Raw genomic sequence first — 19,392 nt, 5'->3', positions numbered from 1 at the left:
GATCTTCAGCGGATGGCCAAGACCGATGCGCGCCCGCAGGGCATAGACCAGGCGGCACTCGAACTGCAGCCGGCGTCCCAGGACATCTGGGACAGCAAGTACCGGCTCAAGCAGAAGGACGGCACGCCCATCGACGCCACCGTCGACGCGACCTGGCAGCGGGTGGCCCGCGCCCTGGCCGAGGTCGAGCCCGACGCCGCCACCCGCGAGCACTGGTACGAGCGCTTCCTCTGGGCCCTGCGCCACGGCGCCATCCCGGCCGGGCGGATCATCTCCAACGCCGGCGCCCAGGGGCACAAGCCGGCCACCTCGACCATCAACTGCACCGTCTCCGGGATCATCCACGACTCCATGGACGACATCCTGCAGAAGGTCCACGAGGCCGGGCTGACGCTCAAGGCCGGCTGCGGCATCGGCTACGAGTTCAGCACCCTGCGCCCGCGCGGCGCCTACGTGTCCGGCGCCGGCGCGCACACCAGCGGGCCGCTGTCGTTCATGGATATCTTCGACAAGATGTGCTTCACCGTGAGCTCCGCCGGCGGCCGCCGCGGCGCGCAGATGGGCACCTTCGACGTCGCCCACCCGGACGTGCGCGAGTTCATCCGCGCCAAGCGCGAGGACGGCCGGCTGCGCCAGTTCAACCTCAGCCTGCTGGTCACCGACGACTTCATGCAGGCGGTGCAGGCCGACGCCGACTGGCCGCTGGTGTTCCCGGTGCACCACAAGGAGGTCGACGAGGTCGACCTGGACGACCCGGCCCAGGTGCTCTGGCGCGACTGGCCGGTGCACGACGACTACCTGGTCGGCGACGACGGCCGCGTTGCCTGCCGCATCTACGGGCGCGTCAAGGCACGGCACCTGTGGGACATGATCATGGTGTCCACCTACGACTACGCCGAGCCGGGCTTCATCCTCATCGACCGCGTCAACGAACTGAACAACAACTGGTGGTGCGAGGCCATCCGCGCCACCAACCCCTGCGGCGAGCAGCCGCTGCCGCCCTACGGCTCGTGCCTGCTGGGCTCGGTGAACCTCACCGGCTTCGTCATCGACGCCTTCGGCGACGAGCCGCACTTCGACTGGGAGCGCTACCGCGAGGTGGTGCGGGTGTTCACCCGCATGCTCGACAATGTGGTGGAGGTCAACGGCCTGCCGCTGGCCCAGCAGCGCGAGGAAATCCTCGGCAAGCGCCGCCACGGCATGGGCTTCCTCGGCCTGGGCTCGACGCTGACCATGCTCAAGCTGCGCTACGGCAGCCCCGAGGCCTGCGTGTTCACCGAGGAAGTGGCGCGCGAGATGGCCCTGGTGGGCTGGGAAGTGGCCCTCGACCTGGCCCTGGAGAAGGGCCCGGCGCCGGTGCTGGCGCAGGACTACGAAGTGACCGCGGAAATGCTGCGCAAGCGCCCGGAGATGGTCGCCGACGGCCTGAAAGTGGGCGACCGCGTGCCCGGCCGCGTCCTCCACTCCAAGTATTCGCGCTACATGCAGCGCATCGCCGAGCACGCCCCGCAGCTGGTCGAGGCCCTGGCCCGGCACGGCGCGCGCTTCACCCACCACAGCTCCATCGCGCCCACCGGCACCATCAGCCTGAGCCTGGCCAACAACGCCTCCAACGGCATCGAGCCGAGCTTCGCCCACCACTACTCGCGCAACCTGATCCGCGCCGGGCGCAAGACCAAGGAAAAGATCTCGGTGTTCAGCTACGAGCTGCTGGCCTACCGCGCCAAGGTCGACGCCAAGGCCGTGCCCGACGCCGAGGACGGCAAGCACCGCCTGCCGGAGTACTTCGTCACCGCCGACGACATCACCCCGCAGCAGCACGTGGACATCCAGGCGGCGGCGCAGAAGTGGATCGACTCGTCCATCTCCAAGACCGCCAACGTGCCCACCGACTACCCCTTCGAGCAGTTCAAGGACATCTACCTCTACGCCTGGCGCCAGGGCCTGAAGGGTTGCACCACCTTCCGCTTCAACCCGGCGGCGTTCCAGGGCGTGCTGGTCAAGGACGCCGACCTGGAGAAGACCCTCTACCGCTTCGAGCTGGAAGACGGCAGCACGGTGGAGCTCAAGGGCAACGAGGAAGTCGAGTACGACGGCGAGATACACAGCGCCGCGAACCTGTTCGACGCCTTGAAAGAAGGCTACTACGGCAAGTTCTGAGCCGCGGAGATCGCAGATGACAGTGAAAATCGCCCAGAAGATCAAGGGCTTCGAAGTGGTCGACGTGGCCGAGGAAAAGGCCCGCGCCGAAGCCGCGGCGGCGGCCGCCGTGGTGAAGATGGACGAAACCCTGCAGCGCCCGGAAATGCTGGTGGGCGCCACCTACAAGGTGAAGTCGCCGCTGTTCGAGCACGCGCTCTACGTGACCATCAACGACGTGGTGCTCAACCCGGGCACCCCCTACGAGCAGCGCCGGCCCTTCGAGATCTTCATCAACTCGAAGAACATGGACCACTTCCAGTGGATAGTCGCCCTCACCCGCATCATGTCGGCGGTGTTCCGCAAGGGCGGCGACTGCACCTTCCTGGTCGAGGAAATGAAGGCCGTGTTCGACCCGCGCGGCGGCTACCTCAAGCGCGGCGGCATCTACATGCCCTCCATCGTCGCCGAGATAGGCGCGGTGGTGGAACGCCACCTGGTGGCCATCGGCCTGATGCAGGGCCCGGAGATCGACGAGGAACAGCGTCTGTACCTGGCCGAAAAACGCGCAGCCTACGAAGCGGCCCAGGGCACCAACAAGGCCGAACCCGGCGAAGGCTTCCCCGCCGGCGCCCAGCTGTGCGGCAAGTGCAACACCATGGCGGTGGTGCAGATGGACGGCTGCGCGACCTGCCTGAACTGCGGATATTCGAAATGTGGGTGAGCCGGAGTCTTTGCGAAGCATGCTTCGCCCGGCGAACGACCGGCCAAGGATGGCCGGGCCGGGGTTGACCTTGGGCAGCGGAGTATCGACAGGGATGTCTGCTCAAGATCGGATCTTCACTCCATAAGAGCATGCTTCGCCCGGCGAACGACCGGCCAAGGATGGCCGGGCCGGGGCTGACCTTGGGCAGAGGAGTATCGACAGGGATGTCTGCTCCGAATCAGATCTTCACGCCCGCATGCGCCGAGTTGGCATACCCCCCCTGTAGGAGCGAGCTTGCTCGCGAACGGAGCTTCGCCGGCGACCTCGGCGCTTGACCTGAAGAGCGCCCTCTCCCCAGCCCTCGGCTGCGCGCCCCGCCCTGAAGGGAGAGGGGGCTGTCCGGCGCAGATGGGAAATTCGGCATCAACCTGTAGGCCTGCAGGGAAAACGCTACCGTAGGATGGGTTGAGCGAAGCGATACCCATCGCCATGACTCGGCACGACCCCATTCGCGAGCAAGCTCGCTCCTACGAAAAGCCGTGCCATCCGGCAGCTTGCAACCGTGGGGCGTCATCCCGCGATCGCGCGCAGGTGGGCATCGAGGCCCCTGGGACGCACGGACGTAGGAGCGGACTCTGTCCGCGATAGCGTACATACGCCGGCCCTGCCGGCGGAAATCGCGGATAAATCCGCTCCTACACAAAACCGTATCGCCCGGCGGAGGCCCTACAACGCAAACGGCAAATGAATCTCCACCTGCTGCCGCTTCGCCAGGCGCCGTTCGAACTCGCCCGGATCGTGGATCAGCACGTCCTGGCCGGCGAAGGCCTCGGCGGCGATCAGGCGCGACAGCCAGAAGCGTACGCAGGCCACGCGCAGCATCTCCGGCCACAGCTCCGCCTCCAGGGCGGTGAACGGCCGGCGGCTGGCGTAGGCGGCCAGTAATGCACGGGCGCGGGGGCCGTCGAGTTCGCCGTCTTCGTGGGAGCACCAGTCGTTCAGGGTGATCGCCAGGTCGTAGAGCATCCAGCCCGAGCAGGCGTTGTAGAAGTCGATCACCCCGGCCAGGTGCGGGCCGTCGAACAGCACGTTGTCGCGGAACAGGTCGGCGTGCAGGTTGGCGCGCGGCAGCTCGGGCTGTTCGGCGAGCAGGCGGGCGATTTCCTCCAGGGCGTTCTCCAGCAGTTCGCGCGGGGCCGGGGCCAGGTGCGAGGCGAGCTGCTCGCCCTGGTGCAGCATCCAGCTCAGGCCGCGGTCGCTGGGGCGCTCGATGATGCGCCCGCGGGTGGCCAGGTGCAGGCGCGCCAGCAACCCGCCGACCTCGCCGCAATGGTGGGCGTTGGGCTGGCGCTCGTGGCGGCCGGGCAGGCGCGGCTGCAGCAGCGCCGGCTTGCCCTCCAGCTGGCGCAGGGCCTCGCCGGATTCGGTGCGCAGGGCGTAGGGCACTGGCAGGTCGGCCTCGTGGAGCACGTCCAGCAGTTCGACGAAGAACGGCAGGTCCTGCACCGGGCCGCGCTCGACCAGGGTCAGGACGAATTCGCCGCGTTCCAGGCTGACGAAGAAGTTGCTGTTCTCCGAGCCCTCGGGGATGCCGCGGAAGTCCTGGAGGCGCCCCAGTCCGTAGGGGGCGAGGAAGCCTTCCAGGGTGGAACGCTCAAGAGGGGTGAATACCGACATGCTCAGGCCTCGTGAGCGCCATGGGGTTGATGGGTTACCAGCTGAAGATCTGCCACTGCGGGATCAGCTTGTCCGGCTGGTCGGAACGGATGAAATTGCCATCGCTGCCGTCCTGGCGCACCAGGAAATACGGCTTGCCATGCTTGGGTGTGACCTTGATGGCGTAGAGGAAACCATTGACCCGGTATTCCTGGATGGTCTTGTCGCCCTCCTGGCGGATGGTCACATCCGGTTCGGGCGTCGGCGCTTCCTCGTCCACCGCCATGGCGATCAGGGGGGATACGGCCAGCAGGGCGGCGAGCAACCAGCGTTTGCGACTGCGCATGATAACCTTGTTCCTTTGTCGATTCGGCTGGGGTCATTCTAGCCCCTGGCCTCCGGAAAAGGTTGATTCCACTCATGAGTCAAGCACCCCTCGTCCTCGTGGACGGCTCTTCCTACCTGTACCGCGCCTTCCATGCCCTGCCGCCGCTGACCACCTCCACCGGCATGCCCACCGGCGCGGTGAAGGGGGTGCTGAACATGCTCAAGAGCCTGCGCAAGCAGTACCCCGACAGCCCCTTCGCGGTGGTCTTCGATGCCAAGGGCCCGACCTTCCGCGACGAGCTGTTCGCCGAGTACAAGTCGCACCGCCCGCCGATGCCGGACGAGCTGCGGGTGCAGATCGAGCCGCTGCACGCGGCGGTGCGCGCGCTCGGGCTGCCGCTGCTGTGCGTGGAAGGGGTGGAGGCCGACGACGTGATCGGCACCCTGGCCCGCAGCAGCGCCGCGGCGCAGCGCCCGGTGGTGATCTCCACCGGCGACAAGGACATGGCCCAATTGGTCGACGGGCACATTACGCTGGTCAACACCATGACCGGTAGCACGCTGGACGTGGATGGCGTGAAAGAGAAATTCGGTGTCGGTCCTGAGCTGATCATCGACTACCTGGCGCTGATGGGCGACAAGGTCGACAACATCCCCGGCGTGCCCGGGGTCGGCGAGAAGACCGCGCTGGGCCTGCTCACCGGCGTCGGCGGCGGCCTCGACGTGCTCTATGCCAGCCTGGACAAGGTGCCCGAGCTGCCGATCCGCGGCGCCAAGGGCCTGCCGGCCAAGCTCGAGGAAAACCGCGAGCAGGCCTACCTGTCCTACCAACTGGCCACCATCAAGACCGACGTCGCCCTGGACGTCGAGCTGGACGCGCTGCACCCGGGCGAGCCGGACCGCGAGGCGCTGATCGAGCTGTACCGCCAGTTGGAGTTCAAGAACTGGCTGGACGACCTGCTGCGCGAGGCCAAGGAAGCCGGCGAGAGCCCCGCCGAGGACGCCCCGGCCCAGGAGTCGCGCTATGAAACGGTGCTGGAACAGGCCGCCTTCGATGCCTGGCTGCAGAAGCTGCAGGCCGCCGACCTGGTCGCCTTCGACACCGAGACCACCAGCATCGACGCCCAGCAGGCGCAGCTGGTGGGCGTCTCCTTCGCCGTCGAGCCGGGCGAGGCGGCCTACGTACCCCTGGCCCACAGCTACATGGGCGTGCCCCAGCAGCTGGACCGCGACGCCGTGCTGCGGGCCCTCAAGCCGCTGCTGGAAGACCCGGGCAAGGCCAAGGTCGGCCAGCACGCCAAGTACGACATCAACGTCCTGGCCAACGCCAGCACGCCGATCGCCGTGCGGGGCGTGGCCTTCGACACCATGCTCGAGTCCTACGTGCTCAACTCCACCGCCACCCGCCACGACATGGACAGCCTGGCGCTGAAGTACCTGGGCCACAGCACCATCCGCTTCGAGGACATCGCCGGCAAGGGCGCCAAGCAGCTGACCTTCGACCAGATCGCCCTGGAGCAGGCCGGCCCCTACGCCGCCGAGGACGCCGACGTGACCCTGCGCCTGCACCACGCCCTGTGGGAGAAGCTGCAGGCCATCCCGTCGCTGGCCAGGGTATTGACCGAGATCGAGATGCCGCTGGTGCCGGTGCTGGCGCGCATCGAGCGCAACGGCGCGCTGGTAGACGCCAACCTCCTGGGGCTGCAGAGCCGCGAACTGGGAGAGAAAATGGTCGAACTGGAGCGCAAGTCCTTCGAGCTGGCCGGCGAGGAGTTCAACCTCGGCTCGCCCAAGCAGCTCGGCGCCATCCTCTACGAGAAGCTCGGCCTGCCGGTGCTGGCCAAGACCGCCACCGGCCAGCCGTCCACCGCCGAGAACGTGCTGGCCGACCTGGCCGAGCAGGACTACGAGCTGCCCAAGGTGATCATGCAGTACCGCTCCCTGAGCAAGCTCAAGAGCACCTACACCGACAAGCTGCCGGAACAGATCAACCCGCGCACCGGGCGCATCCACACCAGCTACCACCAGGCGGTGGCCGCCACCGGGCGGCTGTCCTCCACCGACCCGAACCTGCAGAACATCCCGATCCGCACCGCCGAGGGCCGGCGCATCCGCCAGGCCTTCGTCGCCCCCGCGGGCTGCCGGCTGCTGTCGGCCGACTACTCGCAGATCGAACTGCGCATCATGGCCCACCTGGCCCAGGACGAAGGCCTGCTGGATGCCTTCCGCCACGACCGCGACGTGCACCGCGCCACCGCCGCCGAGGTCTTCGGCCTGGCGCTGGAAGACGTCACCCCTGAGCAGCGCCGCCGCGCCAAGGCCATCAACTTCGGCCTGATCTACGGCATGAGCGCCTTCGGCCTGGCCAAGCAGATCGGCGTCGAGCGCAAGGAGGCCCAGGCCTACATCGACCGCTATTTCGCCCGCTACCCCGGGGTGCTGGCCTACATGGAGCGCACCCGCGCCCAGGCCGCCGAGCAGGGCTACGTCGAGACCCTCTTCGGCCGCCGCCTGTACCTGCCGGAAATCGGCTCGAAGAACCAGGCCATGCGCAAGGCCGCCGAGCGCACCGCGATCAACGCGCCCATGCAGGGCACCGCGGCGGACATCATGAAGCGCGCCATGGTCGACGTGGATAACTGGCTGCAGGCCAGCGGCGTCGATGCCCGGGTCATCCTCCAGGTGCACGACGAACTGGTGCTGGAAGTGCGCGAGGGCCTGGTCGAGGAAGTCGCGGCGAAACTGCGGGAACTGATGGGGGCGGCGGCGCAGCTGGCGGTACCGCTCATCGTCGAAACCGGCAGCGGTTCGAACTGGGACCAAGCCCACTGACGAACGGTCGCAGGGCCCGTGCGGCGGGCCCTGCGGGGCGTCTCGGGAATCCCTGAAAAGGACCGGGGGAAATTTTTTTCATCCGCCACTGAACTTTCCCACCGCAGCCCGGGTCAGAACTCGTGAATGGCTGGAGAAGCCCTTCGATGCTCCTTTGCAGTGTTTAGTGTTGGCAGAATCCTGGACCCCGCCCTAGCGGTCCGGACTTAAACCCCGAACTTCCCCCTCCCCATACGAAGCTCGGGGTTTTTTTTGCCCGCGCGAAAGTGCCGGCGGCCTGCCGGCACCCCCTGCGGCGGGCCTTCAGGCCTGTTCGGCCGCTTCCTCGTCCCCTTCCGGCTGCAGGCCCAGCCAGGCCGCCAGGACCTGCTGCGCCTCCTCCACCCCCTCGCGCTTGGGCGCCGAGAACAGCTGCACGCTGGCGACGTCGCCCCAGCCCTGCTGGATTTCGCGGCGCACCTTGAGCAGCGCGTTCTTCGCCGCGCCGAAGGCCAGTTTGTCGGCCTTGGTCAGCAGCACGTGGATCGGCAGCCGGCTGGCCTGGGCCCAGTCGAGCATCAGGCGGTCGAACTCGGTCAGCGGATGGCGGATGTCCATCATCAGCACCACCCCGGCCAGGCTCTCGCGGCTGCTCAGGTAGGCCTCCAGGTGCTGCTGCCAGTGCAGCTTCAGCGGGATCGGCACCTTGGCGTAGCCGTAGCCGGGCAGGTCGACCAGGCGGCGCTCGTCGTCCAGGCGGAAGAAGTTCAGCAGCTGGGTGCGCCCGGGGGTTTTCGAGGTTCGCGCCAGATTGGCATGGGTGAGTGCATTTAGCGCGCTAGACTTACCAGCGTTGGAACGGCCGGCGAAGGCGACTTCGCGGCCGCTGTCCTCCGGGCACTGCTCGACCTTGGCCGCGCTGATGAGGAAGGTTGCTTGCTGGCAAAGGCCGAGGATGGGGTTCTTGGCAGGTGTCTTGGGGGGCATGGGGGGCTTCCGCGGCGGGGTGCGACTCGGTGTCGCGGGGGCCGGTCTCGTTTTCGAACAGGCAGGCGAAGTATATAATGCCGCGGATTTTGTGTGCGCTTTATCCCCCAGGGTCGGGCGCCACGGGAACGCGATAATCAACCGGCCGCGCAATAGAACGCGGACGTTCCCTCCCGATGAGGACGATCATGAAGAAACTGCTGTTCGCAGCCGTAGCCGCCGCGCTGGCTCCCGGCGTGCAGGCCGCGCAGGACCCGGAGGCGGTATTCAACCGGGCTTGCGGTGCCTGTCATGCTGGCCAGTTGCCAATGGCCCCGAAGAAGGGCGACGCCGCAGCCTGGAAACCGCGCCTGGACAAAGGCATGGATACGCTGGTGCAGCACGTCACCAACGGTTTCAACGCCATGCCCCCGCGTGGCCTGTGCACCGACTGCAGTGCCGAGGACTACAAGGCGATCATCCAGTGGATGTCCCAGTAACCCCAGCCTCTCTACTTTCACCTTTAGCCGTAATGGATTAGCTGATGAACAAAATAATCGTGAGTCTGCTCTTGACCCTGGGACTGACCGGTATGGCCCACGCCGAAGTCGGCGACGCCAAGGCCGGCCAGGCGAAGGCCGCCGTGTGCGGCGCCTGCCATGGTGCCGATGGCAACAGCATGGCGCCGAACTTCCCGAAACTGGCGGGCCAGGGGGACAAGTACCTGCTCAAACAGATGCATGACATCAAGGATGGCAAGCGTACCGTGCTGGAGATGACCGGCCTGCTGACCAACCTCAGCGACCAGGACCTGGCCGACATCGCCGCCTACTTCTCCAGCCAGAAGATGGGCGTCGGCGCGGCCGATCCCAAGCTGGTCGCCGCCGGCGAGGCCCTGTACCGCGGCGGCAAGCTGGCCGAGGGCATGCCCGCCTGCACCGGCTGCCACTCGCCCAACGGCGTGGGCAACGAGCCGGCCGCCTTCCCGCACCTGGGCGGCCAGCACGCGGCCTACGTGGCCAAGCAGCTGACCAACTTCCGCGAAGGCGACCGCACCAACGACGGCGACAGCATGATCATGCGCAGCATCGCCGCCAAGCTGTCCAACAAGGACATCGCCGCCGTCTCCAGTTACATCGAAGGCCTGCACTGAGGCCTGCGCCGCGCGGCACGGCTTGAAAAAAAAGGGTGGCTTCGGCCACCCTTTTTCGTATCCGGCGCCACTACAATGCCTGGAACCGCCGCCGGCCTCTCGAGTCCAAACACGGCCGCGCCGCGGCGCCACCGATCCAGCCAAGGAGTGAACCATGCGTAACCTGATTTTCACCGCCGTACTGGCCTTCGCCGGCCTGTTCGGTCTCAGCGCGCAAGCCGCCGAGTTCGAATCCGGCAAGCAGTACACCGAGCTGAGCACCCCTGTCCCGGTGTCCAAGCCCGGCAAGATCGAGGTGGTGGAGCTGTTCTGGTATGGCTGCCCGCACTGCTACGCTTTCGAGCCGACCATCAACCCGTGGGTCGAGAAGCTGCCGGCCGACGTGCACTTCGTCCGCATCCCGGCCATGTTCGGCGGCATCTGGAACGTCCACGGCCAGCTGTTCCTGACCCTGGAAGCCATGGGCGTGGAGCACAAGGTGCACACCGCCGTGTTCGAGGCCATCCACAAGGAAGGCAAGAAACTGGCCACCCCGGAAGAAATGGCCGAGTTCCTCGCCCCGCTGGGCGTGGACAAGGACAAGTTCCTCAGTACCTTCGACTCGTTCGCCATCAAGGGCCAGATCGAGAAGGACAAGAAGCTGGCCATGGCCTACCAGATCAGCGGCGTACCGACCATGGTGGTCAACGGCAAGTACCGCTTCGACATCGGCTCGGCCGGCGGCCCGGAGAAGGCCCTGGAGCTGGCTGACTTCCTGATCGCCAAGGAACGCGACGCCGCCAAGGCCGCCCAGTGAGGTAAGCCGCGATGCTGAGCAGGCTCCGCCAGCAGCGGGTGGTCGCTTCCCGCCCCGCGCAGGTCAATTCGCAGGCCGCCGAATCCGGCTATCCCGCCGACGGTCGCCTGCGCCTGCTCAGCTTCAACATCCAGGTGGGCATCAGCACCGAGCGCTACCGCCACTACCTGACCCGCGGCTGGCAGCACCTGCTGCCCGCCGCCGGGCGCGCCGGCAACCTGCAGCGCATCGGCGACCTGCTGTCCGGCTACGACCTGGTGGCCCTGCAGGAGGCCGACGGCGGCAGCCTGCGCTCCGGCTACGTCAACCAGGTGGAGCACCTGGCCCAGCTGGGCGCCTTCCCCTACTGGTACCAGCAGCTCAACCGCAACCTCGGGCGCATCGCCCAGCACAGCAACGGCCTGCTCAGCCGCCTGCGCCCGACCCTGCTGGAAGACCACCCGCTGCCCGGCCCGCCCGGCCGCGGGGCCATCCTCATGCGCTTCGGCGAAGGCGACAACGCCCTGGCCGTGATCATGATGCACCTGGCCCTGGGCCCGCGTACGCGCGCCCGCCAGCTCGCCTACATCCGCGAGCTGCTGCAGGGCTACCGCCACCAGGTGCTGATGGGCGACATGAACACCCATGCCACCGACCTGCTGGAGACCTCGCCGCTGCGCGATCTCGGGCTGATCGCCCCGCAGGTCCAGGCGACCTTTCCCAGCTGGCGCCCGCAGCGCTGCCTGGACCATATCCTGCTCAGCCCCGGGCTGACCCTGGAGCGGGTCAGCGTGCTGCCGGAGCCGATCTCCGACCACCTGCCGGTGGCCGTGGAGATCCGCCTGCCGGACGGCTGCCGGCAAGACTCCGCGCTTTCTCTCAAGGACGCTCGATGAGCCGCGACGACAACCAGCGCTGGAAGGAAAAGTACCTCGCCAACATCGACCAGCAGGAGCGCCTGGAGCGCCGCTGGGAGGTGCGCGTCGACCTGCTGCGCCGCGGCCTGGTGCGCAGCAGCCTGGCCGCCGAGGGCAGCGACAAGGCGGTCGACCAGTGCATGCAGGAACTGCGCGAGCTGCTGCGCCGCAACGACATCGACGCCGGCCTGGCGCGGCTCATCCCGCGCCTGGAAAAGACCGTGCTGGACTCCGAGCAGCGCCGCCAGCAGCGCATCCGCCAGAACGTCACGGCGCTGCAGCAGATCGCCCAGCAGCTGCTGGGCCTGGACCTGCCGCGGGACGTGCGCCTGCCGCTGAAGCTGTTCGCCCGCGACCTGGAGGCGCGCGCCAGCCAGTCCCGCGAGCTGCCGGTGCTGCTCGGCGAGCTGGGAAACCTGCAGCGGCGCGTGCTGGAGCAACTGGCCGACGCCGAGGCGCCGCGCCCCGGCCTGTTGCAGCGCCTGTTCGGTGGTCGCGAAGAGGACGAGGACGGCCCCGCCCAGCCCGCAACCGTCACCCCTGGCACGCCGGCCAGCGAAACGCCGGCGGCGCCAGTGAGTGCCGAGGCCGCCGCGGCCATCGCGGCCCCGGCCCCGGCGCCTGCCGCGGTGGCGGTACAGGCCGACCCCGAGCCGCCGTCGCCCGCGCCGCACGCTGCACTGCTGGACAGCCTGCCGCTGCCCGCCGACCTCATCCCCAGCGCGCCGCGCCCGGTGCTGCTGGACGGCGAGGGCGAGCAGCACTACGCCCTGCCGCCGATGCCCGAGCCCGGCTACAGCGCCGTGGCGCCGCACATCGAGGCCAGCCTGCTGAACCTGCTCGACCAGCTGCAGCTGCCGGCCGCCTATCGCCCGCAGGCCCAGGCCCTGCGCGAACGCATCAACGGCAGCCTGAACTGGTACGAGCTGGTGCCGGTGCTGGACGACCTGGCGGTGCTGGTGCTGGCCCTCAACGACAGCGGCCAGGCCGCCTTCGAGGGCTACCTGCACCAGCTCAACGACCGCCTGAGCACCTTCCTCGACAGCCTCGGCGCCGTGCAGCAGGGCCAGGACGCCGTGTCCGACAGCGCCCGGCGCCTGGACGACGACCTGCGCGACCAGGTCAGCGGCCTGCAGAGCAGCGTGCAGCAGGCCACCGACCTGGACAGCCTCAAGCGCTCGGTGGAAGGGCGCCTGGAAGGCCTGCTCGGCAGCATCGAGCGGCACCGCCAGGAACGCGAGGCCCGCGAGCGCGAGGCCGGGGAGCGCTTGCAGGCGCTGGTGGCGCGGGTTTCCTCGATGGAGGAAGAGGCGCGCACCTTCCAGGCCAGCATCGAGGACCAGCGGCAGAAGGCCCTGACCGACCCCCTCACCGGCCTGCCCAACCGCGCCGCCCTGAGCGAGCGCCTGGAGCTGGAAGTGGCGCGGGTCCAGCGCTTCGGCGGCGAGCTGCTGCTGGCGGTGCTGGACGTCGACCACTTCAAGCGCATCAACGACGACTACGGCCACCTGGCCGGCGACAAGGTGCTGAAGATCATCGCCGGCGAACTGGCCAAGCGCCTGCGCAAGACCGACTTCATCGCCCGCTTCGGCGGCGAGGAATTCGTCGTGCTGCTGCCCTCCACCCCCCTGGATGGCGGCCGCCAGCTGCTGGAGGCGCTGCGCACGGCGGTGGAGCGCATCCCCTTCCATTTCAAGGGCGAACCGCTGGTCATCACCTGCTCCGCCGGCCTCACCCAGTTCCGCACCGGCGAACGCAACGAAGTGGCCTTCGAACGCGCCGACCAGGCCCTGTACCGCGCCAAGCGCGGCGGCCGCAACCGCCTGGAGATGGGCTAGGCCGCCCCCTGTAGGAGCGCGCCCTGCGCGCGAATCGCGGGCAGGGCCCGCTCCTACAATTTACCGAGGCACGGCATATCCCTGTAGGAGCGGGCTTTGTCCGCGATCATGGCGCATAACGCCGTAGGCGTTATGCGCCCTATGGGGAATGGCACGGGCTAGGGCGAATAACCGTTCGCGGTTATCCGCCGCCATCCGTGCCACCGGGGCGTCCGGCGTGGCCGGTGAATCCAATCGCGGACGGAGTCCGCTCCTACGACCGTGCTTCCCTGGAACCGTAGGAGCGGACTTTGTCCGCGATAGCCGGACGTCCCGGTGCGTTTCGCGGATGAGATCCGCGCCGCCCCAAGCCCCGACCTCTCATCATCCAAGCTTGACGAATGAAAGCTCTTGGGTTTTGATTCGCACCTATAACTTTCGAATCGAAACATAAACCTTCATGTCGAAACGCAACACGCCCCAGCGCCGCCACGAGATACTCGCCCTGCTCAACCAGCAGGGGGAGGTCAGCGTGGACGACCTCGCCCGGCGTTTCGCCACCTCCGAGGTGACCATCCGCAAGGACCTGGCCGCCCTGGAGAGCAACGGCCTGCTGCTGCGCCGCTATGGCGGCGCGGTGCCCATGCCGCAGGAACTGCTGGCCGAGCCGAGCCCGCCGCTGTCGCCCTACAAGCAGGCCATCGCCCGTGCCGCGGCAGCCTGCATCCGCGAGCACGCGCGGATCATCATCGACAGCGGCAGCACCACCGCCGCGCTGATCCCCGAGCTCGGGCACAAGCCCGGCCTGGTGGTGATGACCAACTCGCTGAACGTGGCCAACGCCCTGCGCGAGCTGGAGCGCGAGCCGGTGCTGCTGATGACCGGCGGCACCTGGGACCCGCACTCGGAGTCGTTCCAGGGCCAGGTGGCGGAGCAGGTGCTGCGTTCCTACGACTTCGACCAGCTGTTCATCGGCGCTGCCGGCCTCGACCCCGCGCGCGGCACCACCACCTTCAACGAACTGCTCGGGCTCAGCCGGGTGATGGCCGAGGTCGCCCGCGAGGTGATCGTCATGGCCGAGGCCGACAAGCTCGGGCGGCGCATGCCCAACCTGGAGCTGCCGTGGAGCAGCGTCCAGACCCTGATCACCGACGAGCGCCTCAGCGACGAGGCCTGTGCCCAGATCGAGGCGCGCGGCGTGAAAGTCATACGCGCGCGCTGAACGAACCCAGGAGAACGCCCCATGTGTGGAATCGTAGGCGCCATCGCCGAACGCAACGTCACCCCGATCCTGATCGAAGGCCTCAAGCGCCTCGAATACCGCGGCTACGACAGCGCCGGCCTGGCCCTGGTGGACGCCGCCGGCGAACTGCAGCGCCGCCGCCGCGTCGGCAAGGTGGCGAGCCTGGAGCAGGCCCTGGCCGAGCAGCCGCTGGCCGGCCACCTGGGCATCGCCCACACCCGCTGGGCCACCCACGGCGCGCCCAGCGAGGCCAACGCCCACCCGCACTTCTCCCACGACCGCCTGGCGGTGGTGCACAACGGCATCATCGAGAACCACGAGGAACTGCGCGAGTACCTCAAGGGCGAGGGCTACGTGTTCAGCTCGCAGACCGACACCGAGGTCATCGTCCACCTGCTGCACCTGCGCCTGCGCGAGCTGGGCGACCTGGCCAGCGCGCTCAAGGCCACGGTCAAGGAGCTGCACGGCGCCTACGGCCTGGCGGCGATCAGCCTGGACCAGCCGGACCGCATCGTCGCCGCCCGCAGCGGCAGCCCGCTGGTGGTCGGCCTGGGCCTGGGCGAGAACTTCCTGGCCTCCGACCAGTTGGCCCTGCGCCAGGTCACCGACCGCTTCATCTACCTGGAAGAAGGCGACATCGTCGAGCTGCGCCGCGACAGCGTGCAGCTGTGGGACGCCGAAGGCCGCCCGGTGAAGCGCGAGGCGGTGCAGTACCACGAGGGCGCCGAGGCCGCCGACAAGGGCGAGTACCGCCACTTCATGCTCAAGGAAATCCACGAGCAGCCCAAGGTGGTGCAGCGCACCCTGGAAGGCCGCCTGGGCGCCGGCCAGGTGCTGGTGGAGAACTTCGGGCCGAACGCCGCCGAGCTGTTCGCCAGGGTGCGCAACGTGCAGATCGTCGCCTGCGGCACCAGCTATCACGCCGGCCTGGTGGCGCGTTACTGGCTGGAAGAGCTGACCGGCATTCCCTGCCAGGTCGAGGTGGCCAGCGAGTTCCGCTACCGCAAGGTGGCGGTGCAGCCCGACGCCCTGTTCGTCACCATCTCCCAGTCCGGCGAGACCGCCGACACCCTGGCCGCGCTGCGCAACGCCAAGCAGCTGGGCTTCCTCTCCAGCCTGGCGATCTGCAACGTGGCCACCAGCTCGCTGGTGCGCGAGTCGGACATGACCCTGCTGACCCTGGCCGGCCCGGAGATCGGCGTGGCCTCGACCAAGGCCTTCACCACCCAGCTGGTGGCCCTGCTGCTGCTGACCCTGGCCATCGGCCGGGTGCAGGACCGCCTGGGCGAGGGCGTCGAGGCCGAGCTGGTGGAAGCCCTGCGGCGCCTGCCGACGCGCCTGGAAGAAGCCCTGGCGATGGACAAGGTGGTGGAGAAGGTCGGCGAGCTGTTCGCCGAGAAGCACCACACCCTGTTCCTCGGCCGCGGCGCCCAGTACCCGGTGGCCATGGAGGGTGCGCTGAAGCTCAAGGAAATCTCCTACATCCACGCCGAAGCCTACCCCGCCGGCGAGCTCAAGCACGGCCCGCTGGCCCTGGTGGACGCCGACATGCCGGTGGTCACGGTGGCGCCGAACAACGAGCTGCTGGAAAAGCTCAAGTCCAACCTGCAGGAAGTCCGCGCCCGCGGCGGTGAGCTGATCGTCTTCGCCGAGGCCAACAGCGGCATCGGCAACGGCCCGGGCACCCACGTGGTGAGCATGCCGCCGATCCACGACTGCCTGGCGCCCATCCTCTACACCGTGCCGCTGCAGCTGCTGTCCTACCACGTGGCGGTGCTCAAGGGCACCGACGTCGACCAGCCGCGCAACCTGGCCAAGTCGGTGACCGTGGAATAAGCCGCGCGCCCGGATGCATGAAAAAGGCCCCGCGAGGGGCCTTGGTGCGTCCACCGTTGGCGCCACCTGTAGGAGCGGGCCCTGCCCGCGATTCGCGCGCAGGGCGCGCTCCTACATGGGCCTGGTGCCGGGGCAACCCGTAGGGCGCATAACCGTTCGCGGTTATCCGCCGTTGGCCGGAAACACCGGTGCCCGACGGTAATGGCGGATAACGCCATAGGCGTTATGCGCCCTACACCGCGGGCCGGATGCGGTTGCCGCCGGCGGATTACCGAATCGTCATGCGCCCCTCAGGCTCCCGTTAGGGCCGGCTGCTTAAGGTGAAGGCAGTTTCCACCACCACCGACGAGGTGACTGCCATGAACCCGATCCGTCCCTTCCTGCTCGCCGGCCTGCTCGGCGTTTCGTCCCTGGCCCTGGCCGAGAGCGGTGGCGACCGCACCTTCGCGCGCATGGAGCAGGCCCGCCAGGTGGCCATGCGCGGCGCCGCCGAGACGGCGGCCGCGGACTACCGGCGCTACGAGTACGGCATGCGCCTGGACATCGCCCAGGTCCTGGAGGTCTCGCCGGCCAAGGGCTGCGGCGTGGTGCCGGTGCGCATGCGCTACCTGGACTCGGGCGGCGCCGAGCAGCGCCTGGAGTACCGCGCCGAGCGCGTCAGCTGCAACCGCGGCAAGTGATCAGGCGGCCGCCTCGGGGAAGCGCAGGTGGAAGCAGGTCGGCCCCTCCGGCCGGCTGTCCACCGCGACGCTGCCACGGTGCAGGCTCATGATCGAGCGGACGATGGCCAGGCCCAGGCCGGTGCCGCCCTCGGCCCGCGAACGGCCGCCATCGGCGCGGTAGAAGCGCTCGAACAGCCGCGGCAGGTGCTGCGGCGCTATCCCCGGGCCGGGGTTGGCGACGCTGAGGGTGGCGCCTTCCATGCCGCTTTCGATGTCGATGCGCACCCGGCTGCCTTCCGGGGTGTGGCGGATGGCGTTGGACAGCAGGTTGGAGATCGCCCGCTGGACCATCAGGCGCTCGCCCGTCACCCAGGCGTCGCCGTTCAGCTCGATGTCCACCCGCTTGTCCTCCGCGGCGTAGAGGAACAGCTCCGCCACGCGGGTGGCCTCGTCCCCCAGCGACAGGCGCTCGAAGGGCACCTGGGCCTGGTTGACCTGGGCCAGGAACAGCATGTCGCTGACGATGCGCGACAGCCGTTCCAGCTCCTCGATGCCCGAGGCCAGCACCGCCTTGTATTCCTCCGCCGGGCGCTCCCGCGAGAGCGTCACCTGGGCCTTGCCCATCAGGTTGCCGATCGGCGAGCGCAGCTCGTGGGCGAGGTCGTCGGAGAACTGCGTGAGCTGCTGCACACCCTGGTCCAGGCGGTGCAGCATCACGTTCAGCGCCTGGGCCACTTCGCCCAGCTCCAGGGGCAGCTTCTCCACCGGGATGCGGTGGCTGAGGTCCTCGGTGGAGATGTTCGCCGCCACCCGGCGGAAGCGCCGTAGCGGCGATAGCCCGCGCTGCACCGCGTACCAGGCGCCCAGGCCCACCAGCAGCAACAGGAAGGGCACGCCGGCCAGCACCGAGCGGCGGAAGGCGCCGAGCAGGGCGTCGTCGTTGCTACGCTCCAGGGTCAGCAGCACGCGCACGCTGGCGCCGTTGGCCAGGCGTACCACGCTGCTGGCGGTGAGCAGGCGCTGGCCGCCGGCGTCGGCCCAGGCGTGGTAGCCCAGGCCGGCGCCCGGCAGCAGGCGGTCGAGGCTGGCGCGGCGCAGCGGCGGGCCGGTGTCCAGCAGCGGCGCCTGGCCCGGGCGCGGGGCGAGCAGGGTCAGCGACAGGTTGTCGTGGCCGGCCACCACGTCCAGCAGCTCGTGGGGGCCGCGGACCAGGTCGCGGTCGTCCAGCCCCGCGCCCAGGGCATGGCGCACCTGGCCGAGCTTGTCGGCCAGCTCGTTGCGCGCGCGGCTCTGCAACTCGTGGTCGAGGGCGCCGTAGGCGAGCAGCGCGAGCACCACCACCAGGCCGGCGCACAGCAGGCCGATGCCCAGGCCCAGGCGGGTGGACAGGCTGGCCGGCTTCATTCGCGGGCCTCGAGCACGTAGCCGACGCCGCGCAGGGTGTGGATCAGCTTGCTGTCGAAGGGGTCGTCGACCTTCAGCCGCAGGCGGCGGACGGTGACCTCCACCACGTTGGTGTCGCAGTCGAAGTTCATGTCCCACACCAGCGAGATGATCTGGGTGCGCGTCAGCACCTCGCCGCTGCGGCTCATCAACAGGTGCAGCAGGGCGAACTCCTTGGTGGTCAGGTCGATGCGCCGGCCCTCGCGGTAGGCGCGGTGGCGCGCCGGGTCCAGCTCCAGGGCGGCCACCTGCAGCACCGGCGGCGCGCTCACCCGTTCGCTGCGGCGTAGCAGGGTGCGCACCCGGGCGAGCAACTCGGGGAACTCGAAGGGCTTCACCAGGTAGTCGTCGGCGCCCAGCTCCAGGCCGCGCACGCGCTCGGCCAGGCGGCCGCGGGCGGTGAGCAGCATGACCCGCGTGTCGCTCTCGCGGCGCAACTGGCGGAGCACTTCCCAGCCGTCCATCTGCGGCATGTTCACGTCGAGGATGATCAGTTCGTAGCTGCCCTGGCGCGCCAGGTGCAGGCCGTCGACGCCATTGCCGGTGCGGTCGACCACGAAGCCGCTCTCGCTCAGGCCCTGGTGCAGGTAATCGGCGGTCTTGGCTTCGTCTTCCACCACTAGGATTCGCATATGGGCAGTCACCTTCCATTCAGTAATCTGACAATTCTGTTCATATTCGTTGTGCGATTTACGGATATATCCGCTCGGAACTTTCCGGTAATTAACGGTGGGCGAGGCTGAGGGCTGTAGTTGCTAAAGGGTCAATATCCAGGCCCGTCCAATGATGTTTCCGGATATTGCCCAGGCGCCTTTCCTGGACGCATAAGCCGCTGATGCATATGGGGTTGTCTGACTGGCGCCGGGAATGGGGAGCCGGCCGCGAATAGCGGCACGGGCAATGGTAGACAGGAATAAAACGCTTTTTTCTTGTCTGTCATA

16 protein-coding genes are annotated in these 19,392 nt (G+C 68.4%); 11 read left to right on the top strand and 5 right to left on the bottom strand.

From position 1 onward, the window contains the following. The first annotated feature begins 12 nt into the window (after window positions 1–12). Window positions 13–2,160 (top strand): adenosylcobalamin-dependent ribonucleoside-diphosphate reductase, encoded by a 2,148-nt coding sequence (locus tag VV867_RS01830; protein ID WP_328565494.1) that lies wholly within the window; start codon window positions 13–15, stop codon window positions 2,158–2,160. Window positions 2,161–2,176: 16 nt separating this feature from the next. After that, entirely contained in the window at window positions 2,177–2,863 is a 687-nt protein-coding gene (locus tag VV867_RS01825) for a TSCPD domain-containing protein (RefSeq protein WP_109934500.1), read from the top strand. Window positions 2,864–3,571: 708 nt separating this feature from the next. On the opposite strand, the gene VV867_RS01820 is transcribed toward VV867_RS01825, so the two are convergent. Together VV867_RS01820 and VV867_RS01815 are read right to left on the bottom strand one after the other, a co-directional pair. Continuing rightward, the gene (locus tag VV867_RS01820; protein WP_109934503.1) at window positions 3,572–4,522 is read right to left on the bottom strand and encodes a homoserine kinase; all 951 of its coding nucleotides are present in this window, start codon (window positions 4,520–4,522) and stop codon (window positions 3,572–3,574) included. Between the two features lie 34 nt (window positions 4,523–4,556). Continuing rightward, window positions 4,557–4,847 (bottom strand): DUF2782 domain-containing protein, encoded by a 291-nt coding sequence (locus tag VV867_RS01815; protein ID WP_109934504.1) that lies wholly within the window; start codon window positions 4,845–4,847, stop codon window positions 4,557–4,559. 74 nt (window positions 4,848–4,921) lie between these two features. Here VV867_RS01815 and polA point away from each other — a divergent pair, with 74 nt between their 5' ends. Continuing rightward, window positions 4,922–7,660 (top strand): DNA polymerase I, encoded by a 2,739-nt coding sequence (polA, locus tag VV867_RS01810; RefSeq protein WP_328565493.1) that lies wholly within the window; start codon window positions 4,922–4,924, stop codon window positions 7,658–7,660. 303 nt (window positions 7,661–7,963) lie between these two features. On the opposite strand, the gene yihA is transcribed toward polA, so the two are convergent. Then, window positions 7,964–8,626, bottom strand: coding sequence for a ribosome biogenesis GTP-binding protein YihA/YsxC (gene yihA, locus VV867_RS01805; protein WP_328565492.1), 663 nt, complete (start codon window positions 8,624–8,626; stop codon window positions 7,964–7,966). A 188-nt stretch (window positions 8,627–8,814) separates the two neighbouring features. Here yihA and VV867_RS01800 point away from each other — a divergent pair, with 188 nt between their 5' ends. The 8 genes from VV867_RS01800 (at window position 8,815) to VV867_RS01765 (ending at window position 17,026) form a co-directional block, all read left to right on the top strand. After that, window positions 8,815–9,105 (top strand): c-type cytochrome, encoded by a 291-nt coding sequence (locus tag VV867_RS01800; protein WP_109934899.1) that lies wholly within the window; start codon window positions 8,815–8,817, stop codon window positions 9,103–9,105. A 44-nt stretch (window positions 9,106–9,149) separates the two neighbouring features. Further along, complete coding sequence (locus VV867_RS01795; RefSeq protein ID WP_328565491.1) at window positions 9,150–9,758, top strand: c-type cytochrome; 609 nt, start codon at window positions 9,150–9,152, stop codon at window positions 9,756–9,758. A gap of 154 nt (window positions 9,759–9,912) precedes the next feature. Next, entirely contained in the window at window positions 9,913–10,554 is a 642-nt protein-coding gene (gene dsbA, locus VV867_RS01790; RefSeq protein WP_089390780.1) for a thiol:disulfide interchange protein DsbA, read from the top strand. A gap of 11 nt (window positions 10,555–10,565) precedes the next feature. Next, on the top strand, window positions 10,566–11,429 hold the full coding sequence (locus tag VV867_RS01785; RefSeq protein WP_109934901.1) for an endonuclease/exonuclease/phosphatase family protein: 864 nt from the start codon (window positions 10,566–10,568) through the stop codon (window positions 11,427–11,429). Then, window positions 11,426–13,288, top strand: a complete 1,863-nt coding sequence (locus VV867_RS01780; RefSeq protein WP_328565490.1) for a GGDEF domain-containing protein — start codon at window positions 11,426–11,428, stop codon at window positions 13,286–13,288. The genes VV867_RS01785 and VV867_RS01780 overlap by 4 nt, the downstream gene beginning before the upstream one ends. Before the next feature lie 439 nt (window positions 13,289–13,727). Further along, a complete protein-coding gene (locus VV867_RS01775) occupies window positions 13,728–14,489 on the top strand; it encodes a DeoR/GlpR family DNA-binding transcription regulator (protein ID WP_109934903.1) in 762 nt (253 codons plus the stop codon). 21 nt (window positions 14,490–14,510) lie between these two features. Continuing rightward, complete coding sequence (gene glmS / locus VV867_RS01770; RefSeq protein ID WP_328565489.1) at window positions 14,511–16,346, top strand: glutamine--fructose-6-phosphate transaminase (isomerizing); 1,836 nt, start codon at window positions 14,511–14,513, stop codon at window positions 16,344–16,346. Window positions 16,347–16,705: 359 nt separating this feature from the next. After that, window positions 16,706–17,026: a co-regulatory protein PtrA N-terminal domain-containing protein gene (locus VV867_RS01765; protein ID WP_089390785.1), complete on the top strand. Its 321-nt coding sequence runs from the start codon at window positions 16,706–16,708 to the stop codon at window positions 17,024–17,026. Here VV867_RS01765 and VV867_RS01760 read toward each other — a convergent pair whose 3' ends face one another. Next, window positions 17,027–18,412 carry a heavy metal sensor histidine kinase gene (locus VV867_RS01760; RefSeq protein ID WP_328565488.1) on the bottom strand — a complete coding sequence of 462 codons (1,386 nt, stop codon included), beginning with the start codon at window positions 18,410–18,412 and terminating at the stop codon, window positions 17,027–17,029. After that, complete coding sequence (locus VV867_RS01755) at window positions 18,409–19,083, bottom strand: heavy metal response regulator transcription factor (RefSeq protein WP_328565487.1); 675 nt, start codon at window positions 19,081–19,083, stop codon at window positions 18,409–18,411. Before VV867_RS01755 ends, VV867_RS01760 begins: the two co-directional genes overlap by 4 nt. Window positions 19,084–19,392 lie beyond the last annotated feature (309 nt).

It is taken from the genome of Pseudomonas sp. JH-2 (genome assembly GCF_036231725.1).
Lineage (GTDB): Bacteria > Pseudomonadota > Gammaproteobacteria > Pseudomonadales > Pseudomonadaceae > Pseudomonas > Pseudomonas delhiensis.
The sequence above is the reverse complement of the archived record's forward strand: the minus strand, read 5'-3'. Positions and strand labels throughout refer to the sequence as shown.